Origin of the sequence: Lacipirellula sp. (assembly GCF_965279485.1) — a bacterium.
Classification (GTDB): domain Bacteria; phylum Planctomycetota; class Planctomycetia; order Pirellulales; family Lacipirellulaceae; genus Lacipirellula.
This window is the reverse complement of sequence record NZ_CBDIIC010000002.1, coordinates 4,638,063-4,653,584: the sequence shown is the minus strand read 5'-3', so window position 1 is coordinate 4,653,584 and position 15,522 is coordinate 4,638,063. Positions and strand designations below refer to the sequence as shown.

Sequence of the window (15,522 nt, the reverse complement as noted above, 5' to 3'; positions counted from 1 at the left end):
ACTCGCGAAACGCGGAAGCGTGTGAGGCGGGCCGACAGCCTGCTAGCACGGATGCTTCACAATTGAAGCACTATCCGCGGCTGTTCACTGCGGCCCTGGGAGCGACCTGATGTCGATGGCAATCTTTAGCGCCCTTTGAGCCTTGCCGAGACTGTAACGCTGGCACGCAGAGCGAATGGCGTAAAGATTATCGAGCAAGAGGACGTCGGCGGCTTCAGGGTTCGCAATAATTGCCTTCGCCTCTGAGAGCCGATCTCGATCGTCACGAGTCTCGCAATGAATATTGCGACCAGTGATGTGAATCTGCAGCGGTCGTTCGTCGGAGCCAGATGATCTCATCGAAAGTGTCCCGGCAGTGGATAATTGACAGTCGGCCCAGCCAGTAGCTCTCGCTCAAGAGCATCCTGGACTGGCCCGACCATCGGTCGCCCCAGAGGCACCAACCCGCGGGGCGACTAAGTCGTAGCGTCGCTAGTTCCAACTCCTACAGCACCTGACTCAAGTGCTCCACCGCCGTTGCTCCGATCGAGCGACGGAGCAATCAAGTGGGCCATTTCGTCGGCAAGTCGGGTTGCGAATCCAATCACATGCAGTGCGGCTAGATGCTGCCCTGTAGATGCGAGCAAACGGGAGACGGATTGCAAATCGTCTTGAAGTCGATTAAGAATCACAACCGGATCTTCCAACACAGTCGTGTTCACAAAGTTACGCTCTGCTTCGCATCGCTGTCGGAGTCGCACAGCAGCGTGATATGGCATCCCTCAGGGGTGTAGTTGAACTCCACCTCATCGAGAATCCCGACAGGCGCTCCAGCCGTCGTCGACGCAATCACGCGGGCGCCAGCGGGAGGTATGGGAGGGCACTCGGCATACTTTAGCGGCTCGAAAGTTTCGTCATCGATTTCGATGTGAAGGACGTATTGCATTGGACTGATTGTGAGTGAGTCGGGTCGAAAACGATCACATCTTCTCCAGTTTGCCCGGCAGGTAGTAAAAGACTGGGAGCGGCGGGACGGCTTGTTCCTCCGGTGCATCTAACGTGCCGACATCTATCGCAAAAATTCATTACTCAGGCATTCTCACCCGTTGCCTAGTGATGAATGAAGCGATAGGGCCGCAAGGGTCCACGCCACCGCCCGACTAACAGGGGCTTCAAGCTGGCCAACCAACTGATGCGGGAGATCGACGAGCGCGAGCCGATCGACTCGGCGATTGCTGCCCAGCGGCGGGGGAGCGAGTGGCCGCTGACGCTCCTCGCGTTCGCGTGAAGCGGGATGCGATCCCGTTTCGGGCCAAGCGGCGATAGCGGGCGGCGCGAGTCGACGCCGCGCCAGAGGGGCAGCTCCGGCACGGCTGTCGACTTCGCGAAGTCGGTGGGCGGCATTCTTGCGAAGGAACAGCCTCCCACAACTGAATAGTCGCGGTATCGGCTGCAATCCGACGCGCAATGTTAAAAAGTTTCAGAGCGCCCCGCCCGGACAGGCGGCGGGTTAATTCACTGCGATTGACCTTCGATCGTGGCGAGTTCAGCCGAGGCTGCGGCGTACTCCGCCCGGGCGGTCCGCCAGTCCACAGTGAACTGCAAGTAGGTTCGAAAAAAGAAACGACGCTCCGCGTTGTTGCGCGATTGCCGATGCCCCAAGCACGATCTCTCAGCACCCAAACTAGCAGACTTCACCATCGCCAGCGCGACGCGTTTTGCAATCCGAAGATCGACGCAGTGGGCCATCTCGGTCGTGGTCATGACCGAAATGTAGGAGTGACATTCTTCCCCGACTAGATTGATATGCCACCACCAGCGGCAACCCCCGGGCTACCGCGGCTAGCCGCTGAGCCATCGGGCCTGACTGCAGACCAACCGGGACCGAAATACCGACGAAGTCGCGTCGCTATTTATTGCGATCCAGCGGGCTCTCGCCAGCTTCGGCCGCTTCTCGCTGGACGTTCTCCGCTGCCAACAGTTCCGCCGGATCCTCTGTGGGATGGAAATCAGAGCCGGTCGGCTCAGGTTCGCATTCGTCGAGTGGCATAGCGTGATCCTGCTACGAGAGACACCAGCCGCCGACGACTTTGGAGAGCGCAATCATCGCCAGCGACTGGCGTTGGTGGTGGCGTCAGTCAGCGAGATCTGGCGAGAGTAGCCAGCCAAAATGCCGTGCAATCATCTCAAAAGTCGCTGAGGGGCAGAGAGGGTCTGCGACGGAAAAGATCAGCTGAGCGAATCGACTTTGAATGCAAAACTCGTGGCCCAGATATTCGAAGATGAGGTAAGTCGCTGACTTCTCACCGCATCCTGAAGTCAGGCTGACATAGCTCGCACCCTCTAGCGCCGTGAGATGACATTTAATCGCCGTCCAGGTCCTCGAGAAAGGAAGCTCAGCGAAATGCCGTGTGTCATTGCAAACCCGTTCTTCGTCGAAGTAGCACATCCCTCGGATATGACCACCACTGCGCGACCAAAGCGAGAGCAATCGACCGAATCCGAATGGATTTCGCGCTTGCTGCCCCCCATGTGGGGCAACATTACAAACTCGTCCGGCTTAGAGACGTTCAGCGTGCGCGCCGAGCGGCCGGGGCGTCGCCTGCTGAACGAAGGATCGAGCATGACGATCTCGACGAGCAGCTGGGCGACGCTGGCGTGTGCCACGAATAAGAATACGACTGTCGCCGATCAGGCTCCTGCAATTACCCTTCGAGATCCATTCAATGGTTTGAACTTCGAAACGATGAGGCGCGGCATGTACTCCGCGGCCGGTCGCTTAGTAGCATCCCGATTCGAGGACAGAATCGGATCGCATAACTACACTAAGAAACGCGAAAGTAGTTCTCTAAGAACGGACGGTACTCTTTCGCGCATGGCGCGCTATACTTATCCTGCCCTCGTTGAAATCGCTTGGCTCCCTAGGCCGTTTCCCGTCGCCTCGGCCGATTGATTCTTCATTGCCAGTCAAGTTCAGCCACATCACGCGGCAAATATCACTTCTTCGAAGTCTCGCGACTAGGGAAGCTTCGCGCGTGAGCGCGAAGTTATCACTTCCGACATCTGAGACATTTGGTTGCGCAATCAGTTCGTGCTCTAGGCGCTCCTCTTCCACCGCCACCGCATGAATGCTCCGCGAAGCCCGCGCGCCCATGTACTGCTAGGCAGCCTACCGGGAAGCGGTAGATCGAACGCACAACTCTTTGAGGCGAACGCCCACCATATGCTCGTAACGCAACCAATCCAGACATCCACAAGTTCGCTGTCGCAATCCGCTCGTGACAACGTCAACGAAATTCAGTGGACCTACATACTTTCTTTCGCTGTCATGCACGCGATGGCGATGCTCGTGTTCATTCCCTACTTCTTCAGTTGGTCGGGCGTTCTCGCGTTTTGGACCGGAGTAATCGTCTTCGGTCAAATTGGAATTCCTATTTGCTACCACCGGCAATTGACTCACGGAAGCTTTAAAACCCCGTTATGGTTGGAACATTTTTTCGTTGTACTAGCTCTATGCAGCGCGCAAGAGACGCCAGCCAAATGGGTTGCGTGGCACCGACAGCACCACGGTCATTCCGACGAGCCGGAAGATCCGCATACGCCATTGGTGAACTTCTTCTGGGCTCACATCGGTTGGCTCTGTGTCAAAAACAAAAGCAGGAGCTCGCTGTCATTTTATGAAAGGTACTGCCGAGACATATTGCAGGACCCTTTCTACATGTATCTGGAGCGAAATTGGCTTGCGTTCGGTTGGATCTACCTCACGCACGCCGCCCTCTACTTTCTGGTCAGTTGGGGGATCTCTTACGCAGTCATGGGCGATAGCGCATCTGCTTTCCAAATGGCGGCAAGCTTATTCGTCTGGGGCGTGCTCGCCCGAACCGTCTACGTTTGGCATATAACCTGGAGCGTCAACTCACTCTCGCACATCTTTGGCTATCGAAACTTCAAGACAGATGATCATAGCCGCAACAATTGGTTTGTCGCTCTGATAACTGGCGGCGAGGGTTGGCACAACAATCATCACGGCGATCAAGCCGCGGCATCGCTACAAACACGCTGGTGGGAGCTTGACCTGAACTATTACTTCATAAAGGGCTTGGAATGGCTGGGCCTGGCCACGGACGTTGTACCGTTGGCTCGCCACCGCAGGAGGGTGTCCCATGTTGCAGTTGATCCTAGCTGAGGTGTCAAACGGCCATGCTATCAGATGCGAAGAAGGCTCCCGCGCAGTAGTGATCGTAAGCTTCAGCGGATGCAGATCGCGCGACGGCCAAGCACTACCAAAGGGACTTAGTTAAGGTTGCTCAATTGACAAACCCTCTGCTTCAACGCATCCACTGGTGACCGGCTTCCGTAGCTTTGAGTGGAGGGCGGTACGGGTCGTGCACTAGCCGTCTCGCTCCAGGTCGGCGGCGTAGTTCTCAATCAGCTGTTTTACCGAAGGTTTCGCTCATGCGTTGTAGTCTCAAGTCGTTTGCCAGTGGCTGTGCCGTGGTAGCCACACTCTCAACAGGAGTGGATCACGCTCAATCTGCTCACCTCCTTGGTTATCAATTTAATGATGCGCAAGGGTCTGCCGTAGCTGTGCCAGATGGTTCCGTTGCGGGCACTGCTCCCGCCCTCAACATTTTTGGCCCCGCAGTTATCGGAGCCAGTGGATCGGGCGTTTCTGGCGTCCCTAGCGATCGCGCGTTAGACAATTCGGCTGCTGCGAGCATGGGCGGAACCATCAATAGCTCGGGCGGGCGTGGAACTCATGCCACCGATTTCGACGCCATCGACGGATTAACGTCGTTCACCATCGCTGGCTGGTTCAAAACCGCCTCAACGAGTCCGATCGGCGGGAATGCGGTTCTGGTTGCCAACCGCTCTGGCGTATCAGGCTTCTCAGTGCACGGCGATCCCAACGTTCCGGGCAACTTAGTTCTCGCGGTCGACAACAATTCGAATAGCTCTGCAGGGTTCGGCGCCACCGGCGAGTGGGTAAATTTTGCAGTTACCTATGACGGAACTGCATTGCAGCCTGGTCCTAACGTTTTCTTCTACGCTGGCGGCATTAACGCTTCGCTAGCTCTCGTAGGCTCGGGAACGAACACCAATGGCTCTGGCAATGACCCGGTCGACAATGAAGCTGCAGCACTCAGCTTCGGTGCACGCGTCCTGTTTGGTACAACCGACGCCGATCCGTTTGATGGCCTGTTGGATAACTTTCGTATCTGGGATAGCGTCATTCCGCTTTCGACTCTTGAACCACTGCGATTGAGTGATATTGCCGCAGTTCCAGAGCCGGCCTCACTCGCGTTGGCCACTCTCGCCGGTTGCGCGGTGATTCTGATTCGACGCGAACGCTAGATAAAGTAGAGAGCAGGACATTGAGAAAAGGGCTGTCAAAAACGACAGCCCTTTTCCATGCACGGATGATGATCATCGACCAGCTCGATCAATCACCTGACTTACAGCCGCCGACGCTTGCCAAGCGAGTACGGTAGATCCGGCCTCGAAAAAAATTGCATTCGTCCATCGCACATCTCGCGGCCAGTGGTTGGGTGGAGAACTAGGTGGGGGCAGAAAACGGGAAGAACACCGCACGCTCGGCGAATGCTTGGTAGGCTTCAGCCCTACTGCAGCATTCACCGGAGATGGCAATGATCGAATCGACTTGCAGCAAATGCGACGGAGAGATGGTTCTGGGCTTCATCGTCGACAAGACTCACGGCGGCATCGCTGCGAGCGAATGGGGAGCAGGTGCTCCGCAGACGTCGTTCTGGACCGGAACAAAGCGACCGATCGAATCGCTTCCAATCGGCGCCTTTAGATGCTCGTCATGCGGCAGGTTGGAGTTCTACGCGGGCGAGGCGTTTGGTCGGAAGTGAGACTTGTACGCCACCTGCAGACGGGCATTGTCGGCGCGTTGCTTGGGATTGTTGTGGCGTTACAGCTTGGCGATTTCGTCCGCGATGGCGTCGTAGCCATATTTGCGCGTGACCGCGATCAACTGCTGCGGCGTGAGGTTCATTGTAAGGCTGAATGCGCCAGCCGTGGCGGCAATCTCTGCAATCTTCAGCACGAGAGCTTCGGCCAGAGTCTCGCATCGCATTGAGCGTCCATCGATCTCGATGGTGTGCGACTCCGCTCGACTGGTGCTGATTACGGAAGATTCCAAGAGAGAGGCCCTCTGGAACAATGGCTCGCCGCTGGTTTGAATATTCCAGCGGAAACAGATAGACCGTCGTCGCTAGTCTAGAGAACTGGCGACAATCTGCCTGCCGAAAAGCGGTACGCGATGCTGACCCATCGCAGAACGCTTGATCCGGGGCTACCGAGAGTGACTAGCCCGCTCAGCTATTGTTTAACGTGCTGACGTTTAAACTATCGACTGTACGGCATCGTACAAACAGAACAATTCGTGCGCGTACCGCTTTTTAAGGAGAAAAAACTACGCTGCTATCAATTTTGTTTAAGCGAGGTTCGAAACGCGCTATCTTAACGGTGTTACTTCGAGCGGCTTCGCATTGCGGATGAACGAACCCTTCACTCCGTGCGAAATGCTCAGCAAGATTTCTCGACCGTCGTCGAGGCGTGACATTTCGATAGCGTGAGATGGTGCTTTAGAACGTTCCTCGGCGTAGTACCACTGATCTTCATGCTGCCACGCAAAGACGTTGGGCAACTTAGAAAAGTTCGGCATAGCATGTCTCTCGCTCTTTCGTTTTCATGCGAAGAAGTAATACCGGAGTTCAGGTAAAGCCTATTCATTCACGGCGCGTTCACGTAAAGCGATTGCAGCTTGTACCAAATCATAGGCGTCGAGAAGCTCCGCGATCGACAGAATAAGAGCCTTATCATGACGCTTCGGCTCGGGCTCGCTTAAAATAGCGTCGGCCAAGTTTAAGACGGCAGCATCTGTGATACTTTGCGCCGGTACGACTAGTCCGCATACCTTAGCGTGAAAGATTGGCGAAGAATCACTCGAACTACTGACTTCGCCCATAATCCGGCACGAGAGACTCTGGTGGTTGTTCGGTGATTAGCGTGACCTAATTGAGCGTACCGAAATTCCTTATCAGCCAGTAACACTCACATGCCCTCTCTTCCAATCGCTTCCGATTGAGAATAGAGATTGTCCCGCGAGTGGACCGAACTAGCGCCAACTCCTGCAGAGGCAACAGAACTTCGGTGACGCTAGCGCGACGGACGCCCAGCATCATGGCCAAGAACTCGTGACTTAACCTGAGATCATCCAGTGCCACTCGATCGTGAACCATGAGCAGCCAGCGGCAGCATCGTTGCTCGATCGTATGTAATGCATTGCATGCGAGCCCTTGCATGGACTGAACGCGAGACGAGTTGTCGAACTGGAGTATTTTCTCTCGAAAGTGGGCGTCGGCGCTCACTGCATCAACAAATCGCTGCACACTAGTGCGAAACCCTGTTCCAGCGACTTGGGCGAAACAACGGAAAGGCGAAGACTTAGCTCCAAGCAGAAGTTCCGAAGACGAGATGCCCTCGCGGCCAAACATTCCGACTTCAATCGATTTGCCGTTCTCGAGCGTTGAGACGATTGAGATCAATCCCGATTCAGGAAAATAGACGGTGCTGAACGGCTCGTTAGCTCCGTAAACAGGGTCGTTGACCGCAATGTCGAGAGCGGTAAGAGATAGACTCTTCACCGTATTGGCAGATAGCCCGGCAAGTATGATGTTGCGAAAATTGGGCTGCGCGATTGTCGGTGCCATTGGCCTGCGTACCTTCAAGAAAGGTCGGGCCAACTGGAAGGCCAGTTCGGGCGTACCGAACTGCCTAGTCTCGCGAGCTTGACGATTCATCGGTAATCGTCCGCGAAACGGCGGACGATTGGAGAGAATTTCCGTCTCGAAGTTGCGACGGACCTCGTCTATCGAATCGACGTGTATCATACGACTTGCGGAGTTGGATCACACAAGCAAATTGGCAGAAAGCAGGGTAGCAATCTGCGATATACTCGGCAGTCCGCTACCGTACACAGGCGAAACCAGATTCGCAATTTTGTGAACTTGGCTAAGCGCAGCCTAGCCACTGGTCTGCAAGCTGGTCATTTGCGCGACGATAGTTGGCGGTGTTCAACGGTCCGTTAGTGAACTTATGCTACGTCGGCCGTCGTCGAAAAGAACGTCGTCGCCGGGTTTGGTCGGCGGCAGTCGCGATATAGCTTATTATTTTCGCCCGTAATGGTTGGCCGCAAATTGCAATGACTCTTTCGGGGTATATCGGCAACTATATTATGGACTCTTTTGGCTGTTTTTCCTGTCCTTTATAGCGAACCCCCGCAAGAATTGAACGTTTACTATTTAACTTCCACGAAGGATGAGAATGCCTAACTAAGGATTGCTGGAGTCCCCGTATCCGCACATTTCCAAGCGAATGTTTGCCGAACTCCCGTTTTCGCATCCTTGGCGAGACCTCTTTCATCGAGTTGAGCAGTTAGACGGCTCTCGCATAACAAGCTTCACCGGTGAAGATGGCGACACGTGGCTTTTATTCGATTATCACGATTTTGAATTCGGCATGCACGACCGTGATGCGGCCATCCAATTCACTGTAAACGCCAAAGACTGCCCCGAAGCGTTACTGAATAATGTGCTTCATCATTTCTCTGAATTTTTGTCGCCGGACATGAGCGACTGACCAGCAAAGCCGAAAAACCATGCCAATTCACTCGCGATCGACAACCCTGCGGTGGGTTGGCGTGGCGGACCGGTAAACATACGGCGAGACGACGCTTCCTCTGAGGTGGGGAATGATGCCGCATCGATTGAGTATCTGACAATGGAGGTCGGCTCCGCCGAAGTTGCCCAACTTCGCCAATGAGTGCCCGGCACCTCAACGGTGTCGCTTGTCCGCCTGTCGTTCCACAAGACTTGGCGTTACGCTCTGTTTCGATGCGCGTATGTTGGATACTCGTTCCTGCGACCGACGATTACACCACCGAGTCTGCCCAGGATGCGAAGGGCGAGGATTCGTTGGGCGGGCCGGTGTCCCTGAACCTCACTAGAATCCGGCGGCTAGCGCGTAACACCGCTGTTTGGGAAGACTCGCATCGCTAGAGCGCCGGCAGATTCGTATTCGCCGGCCCGTTCACCACCTCGCCGTCGGCATGAAACCGTGATCCATGACACGGGCAGTCCCAACTCCGCTCAGCCCCATTCCAGTGGACGATGCAGCCAAGATGCGGACAAACCGCGGACAGTTCGGTGAGCTTGCCATCATCGTCGCGGCACGCGGCAACCTTTGTCATGCCGCGGCGCACGATCGCTCCTTCACCGGGCGCTATTTCGTCGGTTGATTTCACTTCGCCCGGCGTGACCCAATCCAGGTATTGGTTGGCAACATTAAGATTCTCCTTAGCAAACTCGCTCGCCGCCCGTAGCGTTTTGCGTGACGGTGAGTAAAGTGCCTCCCACGGATTCTCGCGGCTGAGGATGAGATCACTTAGCAGCATCCCGGCGATCGTGCCGTGGGTGATCCCCATACCGGAGTCCCCTGTTGCCACGTAAACGTTGTCGGCGTCGAGCGGGTTCCGCCCGATGAATGCCAACCCGTCGATCGTCTCCATGCACTGGCCGCCCCAGGTGAATTCGACGTCGCCTGTCGGGAACCGCGTGCTCGCCCAGTCGATCAACCGCTGGTGGCGTTCTTCGGTATCGTTTGCTTGGCCCGACTTATGATCCTCGCCGCCAACAATGAGTAAGTCGTGCGCCTCATCAATAGGCTGTAGCCGGACGTAGTGATATGCATCGAGTGTATCCCAGAAGAGGGCGTCTTCGACGCTTCTCTTCGGAACGCGGATGCCGACGACGTAGGTCATGTAGGGCGCCTGCTTTGTGTGCAGCGCAAACATGTCGTTGATCGGCGAATTCGTGGCAACGATCACCGCATTAGCCTGCACGCGATGTTCGCCTATCTCGACAGCGGCCCGTTCGCCTCCCGTGATTTTATCAGCGTGGGTATTAGTAAAAACTTTGCCGCCGGCTCGTTTGAATGAACGAACCATCCCGTCGAGATACTTGAACGGATGGAACCTCGCTTGTCGTGGAAATCGCAAACAAGGGCCGGTGTCGTACTGCGTGAGGGGAGCCCGCGATTTCCACTCCACCTCGATGCCCGCTTGCAAGGCAGCATCAAACTCATCGTGGAGATCGACGTCGTTTTGATCGGGCGCTGCAAACAGGTAGGCGTCGAGCCGCTCGAAGTCGCAATCAATGTGCAACTCTCGACTCACTCGCTCAATGAAGTCGATCGCCGCTGCATGGCTCTCCGTCGCCAAACGCGTGTTCGACTCGCCATGCCAGCTCAACATGTTGACGAAGCGATCGTCGATCACATTCGACAGATGCGCAGTCGTGACGTGCGTCATGCCGCTTGCCAGCGGACCATCGTCGAGTAAAACGACGCGCTGACCTGCCTTCGCCAACAAGTATGCGGAAGTTATTCCGGAAATGCCGCCGCCGACGACGCAGACGTCGCAGTCAAGATCAGTCGTCAGCCGCCGCGATTTGGGCAGCTCGACAGTAGCCCCCCAGATTGATTCGTTTTCCGCGCTGGTGATCGGTGAAATGCGTTCCATGGTTCCACCTCTACAAAAAGTTGCTGAGAAAAGCTATCGAGTTCAACGCACGGTATATGCCGCCCAAGGGCAACGAAGAAAAGTCGGAGTTCTGCGTAATTGACAGTCGGTCCAGCCAGTGGCCCTCCAGGGCATCCTGGACAGGACCGACCATCGGTTGCTTCGCCACCATTCCCCAGGGCGAGGCAACAAGGGTAGACGCTAGGGGCGTTCACTCTCATCGCAACGTTTTGCTAGTTCAGCGGTCAGTTGCGCGAGCGAGGTGAGCTCGTACTGCTCGCAGAGCTTGCTCATTTGCTGAAGCTCGGCGGAGGGGTACTGGTCACAATCCGACCGGTGACCGTCGAGAAGAATTGCCGACTGCAGTAGCTTCCGATCATCAGCTGATTTGCAGGCGATCATCTTGCCCTGGTACTCAAGCGGGAAGAGCTTTTCGGTATCCATGGTCACCTCTACGCACCGGGGTTAAAGGTCTGCAGGCTGAAGAGTGGCTGCTGATGCCACGATGGCTCGCTCGGCATCGTCGAGATCAAAATAGCCTTCACCGTGACGATCGACTTCCCGCCAGCCCTCCGGCGATTGTGCGTAGACCACGCCCAGCCAACGCTCTGATACAGGATCAAACCCAACTTCGGCGATGACATGCCCGTCGTCGGTTGCGTACCACGCCGTTGGCTCTGCAGGCGCTGAGCGATCATGAGGCAGTGAAAGCACTTCATCGAAATGCTCGCGAGTGGTTGGCTTTAATGACATGACGACGCTCCTGAATCGCTGCTCGCGTCAATCTGCCGACACGGCGACCCCCGGTCGAAAGGCTAATAAAAACTAGGAGCCGCCGTGCCAGTTGACTTATCCGCGCAGCAAAAAAGCGGATACCGCGGCGGCCCGACAAACAGGAAAGCGGATCGCCGCGGCAGAGCCGCAGTCGGTTATTAAAGTCGATCAGTTGGCCGGCGGAGGATTTTCGCCCGACTGCTCAACCGTCTTCTCTGTCGTAACGGTCGTTTCGCCGTTAGGCGTGGAAGTTGTTGTTTCGGTCTTGGTCGAGGCTTCCTTCGAGCATCCGGTCAAGCCTCCGACAGATACGAGGCTGGCCAGCACGACCAGCGAGAGATAGCGTTTCATCTTTCAGCCTTCCAAGAGAGAGAATGTAGGTGGGCGAGTGCCCGCTAACGCATCAAGCAGCCGCCGCGCCAATCCCCCTCCGAGTTGCCCATCCATGAATCGATTGGCGCGGCGGGTTGTTGGCTCCTGAGTGGATCGCGACCGCTGTGACTGCAAAGGGTCCGCATTTCTGAGTAGCGGAGCGTTGAAAGCAGTCGCCGAAGGCTCAGTATTGGGCAGTAACCTGAACCTCACGGCGACTCTGCTGGATGCAGCTTCATGAAGCAACGCGAAAGCCGTGCCGAAGCCACACCGTCGGCGACGCGAGGCTAAGATCGCGGTGCCAGGGCAGGCGAAGCAGGGGACACCGGCAAGCACACGTCAGCTGCCCCAGCTGGAATTGAGAAGCTCGAAGCTTATCGCGAGTGGACTTCCGCCTCTGTGCGTCGCTGGAACCGCCCAGTCAATCCGGCAAGATCCATTGTAGGAAGGTGCCTTGGGCAGGCGGCGGGGCGTGGCAAAGTGGCCGTGAGGTGCCGCGACAACCAGGGGCATCCTAGTCATTCGACGATCTTCCCGAGAATTGTCGGGAGTAACGCCACGCAGATTTTCGTAGTTGGAAGCTTGCAGATGAGAATCCGAAGAAAGGATTTCAGCAGAGAATCTGCTGACTACCGATACACGGCTCGCTCGCCATGGTGCGCGCGTCCATAGCTTCATCTTCGCTTAAGGTTCGTTTCCCGATACTGATCTTGTCAGTTGGTCGGAAACTTTCCTTCAACATTCGCGGCACGGGCCAGCGAGCTAATCGAGGAGTCGAATCGTGACGAGCCATTACTGGAAGCAATGTATAGGAATTGGCGTCGTGGGGATCGCCGCGACCATGTCGATCTTGGCATGGCAAGTATCGGCTGAGCCTCCAGCTAGCTCTACATCGCCCGAAAGCCTCGGTAATGAAAGCAAGATCTCGGGAGTCATTGCTGAGTTCGTCGAAAATGACCATGGCGACGTCGACGGCGTTCGACTGGAGAACGGTGAGCTTATTCACTTCCCGCCTCACATTGGGGCAGTAGTAACTGAAGCAGTTCAGGTGGGAGACGAAATCACCATTCGCGGCCATGAAGCGACGCTTCCGAGGGGCGAGCGAATCTTCGAGGCCGAAAACATCGCTTCGCAAGATGTATCGATCGACGTTGTTCCGCCACGAGGGCAATCGCCCCGTAGTCCTGAAGAGGAGTCCCGTATGCACGCCGCTGGCACCGTGAGTGAACTTTCAGTCAACCCGCACGACGATGTCGATGGTTTCACGCTTGGAGACGGGACTGTGGTTAAGTTCCCACCACACCAAAGCGCGGCGTTAGCCGCCCTAGTTACTGTGGGCACTAAAGTCGACGTCCGTGGTCGCCGTCACGAGACGCCGCGTGGCGACGTCCATCTGCATGCTGACCGCATCACGGCGACTGACTCTGGAAAGTCGCTGGAGCGGAGTAAACCGCATGACCGGCCGCTTCCGCCGCCGCACGGTGGTCCGCACGGCCATGCAGGCCCTGAAGTCGGTCGAGTGCAGCAAGAAATACTTCATGAGTTACGCGAGATACGTCGCTTGCTTCAAGCAGAGCCTGCTCGCTAATCGTGCGAGTACAATGAGGCTGCGAATAGTACTGTTAGTGAACAGCTGGTCGCCTCCCGCCCTAACGCGGCGGGAGGCGATAGCACGTTGAGGCGACAATGCGCTTGCTGGTAGTTGAAGATGACTCGGACTTGAGACGCCTCGTTGCTGAAATCCTTCTCGAAGCAGAGTATGCGGTTGACATCGCTGCCGACGGAGAAGAAGGGCTGCAAAAGGCTCAGGCTTGGGAATACGACGCGATTGTGCTTGACCTGATGCTTCCCAAGCGAGATGGCTGGAGTTTCATCGATCAGCTCCGGCGTACTAAAGCGACGCCCATACTGATTCTCTCAGCCCGTGACGGGTTGATTGATCGGGTGAACGGACTCGACCTAGGCGCTGACGACTATCTGACAAAACCTTTTGAAAGGCTCGAACTCATCGCCCGCGTGCGAGCGCTAGTTCGTCGTGCAGCCGGCCAGCCAGCGACCACACATTACATTGGCGACATCACTCTCGACCTTCGAATTCGATTAGCGTCACGAGGCGAAGAAAGCCTCGACCTGACGCCCCGAGAATTTGCGTTGCTTGAGTACCTGTCTCTGCATCGCGGACGCGTCGTCAGTCGAACCGAGCTCTACGACCACTTGTTCGACGAAACTGATGACAGTTTATCGAACCTGCTTGACGTCCACGTCTCAAACCTTCGAAAGAAACTAGGTCGGGACGTTATTCACACCAGACGGGGGCAAGGCTATGTCATCCCCGAATGAGTCACCTGGAACGTGGTCTCGCCGCTCCCTACGAACGCACTTATTGAGCGCGCAGCTTTCGCTGCTGCTCATAACAGTACTGGGCTTCGGCACAGCGACCTATTTGTTAATGCGAAGGGCTATCTACAACGAAGCCGAGTCCGATCTGTTGGGAGCCGCCCAGTTGATCGCCAAAGGTAGCCGCGAGGACTCTGGAACAGTGGTGATTGACCGCACGTATCGTCATCGGTTCGGTCCCGCTCCGCGAGATCACGCCTACTTTGCAGTTTGGAATGCTCAGGGCGATATTTTGGTTGCCAGCGATCCCCTCCCTCCGCACGTCTCACGGCCAGATGAATCGCCGCCGATCGATGGTCCCCGCCCCTTTGCGACTCGTGTGCACGGGGAAGAGTTGGAAGTGATCATTAGAGGCCCGGGAGGAGCGAAGATCTTGGTTGGTCGGCCACTAGCAAAAGAGGGCGATCGATTGCGAGGGCTCGTTCGCTACCTCCTAGCTGCAGGCGGGGTCGTCCTTACGATCGGTGCATTCGCCGCTTGGCGGCTCGCCAACCGCATCGTGCGGCCACTCGAACAATTGACTGCGGCCGCTGAGCAGATCTCTGCGACTCGGCTCGATCGACGCTTAGGCCTACCGTCGGCGTCCTCAGAAATCCAGCGTCTCTCGGACGTGTTCAACCGCATGCTAGGCCGCCTGCAATCGTCATTCGACCAGCAAGTGCGATTCACCGCCGATGCATCGCACGAGCTTCGCACGCCCGTCACAGTTATCTTGACGCAAGCGGACCATACGCTTTCACGCCCGCGATCAAACGAAGAGTACGCCGAAGCTCTTGCAGCTTGCCTGCGCGCCGCACGGCGAATGAAGCGGTTGGTTGATGATTTGCTGCTACTAGCTCGCGCCGACGCTGGGCGACTGAACTCTTCGCACGAGGCCTGTGACTTAGCGGAGGTCGCCGCTTCGACTTTAGACATGCTCGCACCGCTCGCGGGTAATCGCAATGTGCGAATTCAATCGCAGTTGCAGCCAACGCCAATCCATGGCGACGCGGCGCAACTCTCGCAAGTCATCGCTAATCTCGTTACCAATGCAATCGATCACAGTCCGGCTAACTCGGGTGTGTTCGTATCCGTTTACCCCCACCGAGAGCACGCTCTTCTAACAGTGGCGGATGCTGGAAGTGGTATTTCGGTTGAGGACCAACCACGGCTATTCGAGAGGTTTTATCAAGCCGACAAGTCCCGATCGCGACAACTCGGTCAGGGCGCCGGCCTCGGCTTAAGCATCGTCGCGGAAATCGTGTCGCTACACTCCGGCTCAGTCGACTTCTCCTCCGCTTCCGATCGGGGAACTACGTTCACAGTGGAACTCCCGCTTCGCACGCCTGACTTGGAGATTGGTGAAACATCGGCTTGATAAATCAACCGCACTGCGTAAGCGAGCCCTAAGAAAA

Annotated in this window: 19 protein-coding genes; 8 read left to right on the top strand and 11 right to left on the bottom strand. The window is 56.3% G+C overall.

The features are described from left to right. Nucleotides 1-84 precede the first annotated feature (84 nt). The 4 genes from ACQY7R_RS26170 to ACQY7R_RS26155 form a co-directional block, all read right to left on the bottom strand. A complete protein-coding gene (locus ACQY7R_RS26170) occupies nucleotides 85-339 on the bottom strand; it encodes a hypothetical protein (protein ID WP_428308488.1) in 255 nt (84 codons plus the stop codon). 358 nt (nucleotides 340-697) lie between these two features. Further along, a complete protein-coding gene (locus ACQY7R_RS26165) occupies nucleotides 698-925 on the bottom strand; it encodes a hypothetical protein (RefSeq protein ID WP_428308487.1) in 228 nt (75 codons plus the stop codon). A 569-nt stretch (nucleotides 926-1,494) separates the two neighbouring features. Next, on the bottom strand, nucleotides 1,495-1,743 hold the full coding sequence (locus ACQY7R_RS26160; protein WP_428308486.1) for a hypothetical protein: 249 nt from the start codon (nucleotides 1,741-1,743) through the stop codon (nucleotides 1,495-1,497). A 145-nt stretch (nucleotides 1,744-1,888) separates the two neighbouring features. Further along, nucleotides 1,889-2,029, bottom strand: coding sequence for a hypothetical protein (locus ACQY7R_RS26155; protein WP_428308485.1), 141 nt, complete (start codon nucleotides 2,027-2,029; stop codon nucleotides 1,889-1,891). A gap of 354 nt (nucleotides 2,030-2,383) precedes the next feature. On the opposite strand from ACQY7R_RS26155, the gene ACQY7R_RS26150 reads away from it, so the two are divergent. The 4 genes from ACQY7R_RS26150 to ACQY7R_RS26135 all read left to right on the top strand — a co-directional run bounded on the left by ACQY7R_RS26150 (nucleotide 2,384) and on the right by ACQY7R_RS26135 (nucleotide 5,855). Further along, nucleotides 2,384-2,932 (top strand): hypothetical protein, encoded by a 549-nt coding sequence (locus ACQY7R_RS26150; RefSeq protein WP_428308484.1) that lies wholly within the window; start codon nucleotides 2,384-2,386, stop codon nucleotides 2,930-2,932. A 270-nt stretch (nucleotides 2,933-3,202) separates the two neighbouring features. After that, nucleotides 3,203-4,165: an acyl-CoA desaturase gene (locus ACQY7R_RS26145; protein WP_428308483.1), complete on the top strand. Its 963-nt coding sequence runs from the start codon at nucleotides 3,203-3,205 to the stop codon at nucleotides 4,163-4,165. Between the two features lie 269 nt (nucleotides 4,166-4,434). Then, nucleotides 4,435-5,334, top strand: coding sequence for a LamG-like jellyroll fold domain-containing protein (locus tag ACQY7R_RS26140; RefSeq protein WP_428308482.1), 900 nt, complete (start codon nucleotides 4,435-4,437; stop codon nucleotides 5,332-5,334). Between the two features lie 293 nt (nucleotides 5,335-5,627). Further along, on the top strand, nucleotides 5,628-5,855 hold the full coding sequence (locus ACQY7R_RS26135) for a hypothetical protein (RefSeq protein WP_428308481.1): 228 nt from the start codon (nucleotides 5,628-5,630) through the stop codon (nucleotides 5,853-5,855). A gap of 59 nt (nucleotides 5,856-5,914) precedes the next feature. Here ACQY7R_RS26135 and ACQY7R_RS26130 read toward each other — a convergent pair whose 3' ends face one another. The 3 genes from ACQY7R_RS26130 to ACQY7R_RS26120 all read right to left on the bottom strand — a co-directional run bounded on the left by ACQY7R_RS26130 (nucleotide 5,915) and on the right by ACQY7R_RS26120 (nucleotide 7,808). After that, on the bottom strand, nucleotides 5,915-6,079 hold the full coding sequence (locus ACQY7R_RS26130; protein WP_428308480.1) for a hypothetical protein: 165 nt from the start codon (nucleotides 6,077-6,079) through the stop codon (nucleotides 5,915-5,917). Between the two features lie 381 nt (nucleotides 6,080-6,460). Continuing rightward, nucleotides 6,461-6,670: a hypothetical protein gene (locus ACQY7R_RS26125; protein WP_428308479.1), complete on the bottom strand. Its 210-nt coding sequence runs from the start codon at nucleotides 6,668-6,670 to the stop codon at nucleotides 6,461-6,463. Nucleotides 6,671-7,019: 349 nt separating this feature from the next. Next, nucleotides 7,020-7,808: a Crp/Fnr family transcriptional regulator gene (locus tag ACQY7R_RS26120; protein WP_428308478.1), complete on the bottom strand. Its 789-nt coding sequence runs from the start codon at nucleotides 7,806-7,808 to the stop codon at nucleotides 7,020-7,022. A 574-nt stretch (nucleotides 7,809-8,382) separates the two neighbouring features. On the opposite strand from ACQY7R_RS26120, the gene ACQY7R_RS26115 reads away from it, so the two are divergent. Then, nucleotides 8,383-8,646: a hypothetical protein gene (locus ACQY7R_RS26115; RefSeq protein ID WP_428308477.1), complete on the top strand. Its 264-nt coding sequence runs from the start codon at nucleotides 8,383-8,385 to the stop codon at nucleotides 8,644-8,646. Between the two features lie 415 nt (nucleotides 8,647-9,061). Here ACQY7R_RS26115 and ACQY7R_RS26110 read toward each other — a convergent pair whose 3' ends face one another. The 4 genes from ACQY7R_RS26110 to ACQY7R_RS26095 all read right to left on the bottom strand — a co-directional run bounded on the left by ACQY7R_RS26110 (nucleotide 9,062) and on the right by ACQY7R_RS26095 (nucleotide 11,710). Then, nucleotides 9,062-10,585, bottom strand: coding sequence for an FAD-dependent oxidoreductase (locus ACQY7R_RS26110; RefSeq protein WP_428308476.1), 1,524 nt, complete (start codon nucleotides 10,583-10,585; stop codon nucleotides 9,062-9,064). Nucleotides 10,586-10,786: 201 nt separating this feature from the next. Beyond that, a complete protein-coding gene (locus ACQY7R_RS26105) occupies nucleotides 10,787-11,029 on the bottom strand; it encodes a hypothetical protein (protein WP_428308475.1) in 243 nt (80 codons plus the stop codon). A gap of 21 nt (nucleotides 11,030-11,050) precedes the next feature. Then, on the bottom strand, nucleotides 11,051-11,338 hold the full coding sequence (locus tag ACQY7R_RS26100) for a hypothetical protein (protein ID WP_428308474.1): 288 nt from the start codon (nucleotides 11,336-11,338) through the stop codon (nucleotides 11,051-11,053). Between the two features lie 189 nt (nucleotides 11,339-11,527). After that, nucleotides 11,528-11,710 (bottom strand): hypothetical protein, encoded by a 183-nt coding sequence (locus ACQY7R_RS26095; RefSeq protein ID WP_428308473.1) that lies wholly within the window; start codon nucleotides 11,708-11,710, stop codon nucleotides 11,528-11,530. Nucleotides 11,711-12,512: 802 nt separating this feature from the next. On the opposite strand from ACQY7R_RS26095, the gene ACQY7R_RS26090 reads away from it, so the two are divergent. The 3 genes from ACQY7R_RS26090 to ACQY7R_RS26080 all read left to right on the top strand — a co-directional run bounded on the left by ACQY7R_RS26090 (nucleotide 12,513) and on the right by ACQY7R_RS26080 (nucleotide 15,485). Next, a complete protein-coding gene (locus ACQY7R_RS26090) occupies nucleotides 12,513-13,319 on the top strand; it encodes an OB-fold nucleic acid binding domain-containing protein (RefSeq protein WP_428308472.1) in 807 nt (268 codons plus the stop codon). A 98-nt stretch (nucleotides 13,320-13,417) separates the two neighbouring features. Further along, complete coding sequence (locus ACQY7R_RS26085) at nucleotides 13,418-14,071, top strand: response regulator transcription factor (protein ID WP_428308471.1); 654 nt, start codon at nucleotides 13,418-13,420, stop codon at nucleotides 14,069-14,071. Then, a complete protein-coding gene (locus ACQY7R_RS26080; protein WP_428308470.1) occupies nucleotides 14,055-15,485 on the top strand; it encodes an ATP-binding protein in 1,431 nt (476 codons plus the stop codon). The genes ACQY7R_RS26085 and ACQY7R_RS26080 overlap by 17 nt, the downstream gene beginning before the upstream one ends. Nucleotides 15,486-15,522: the final 37 nt, after the last annotated feature.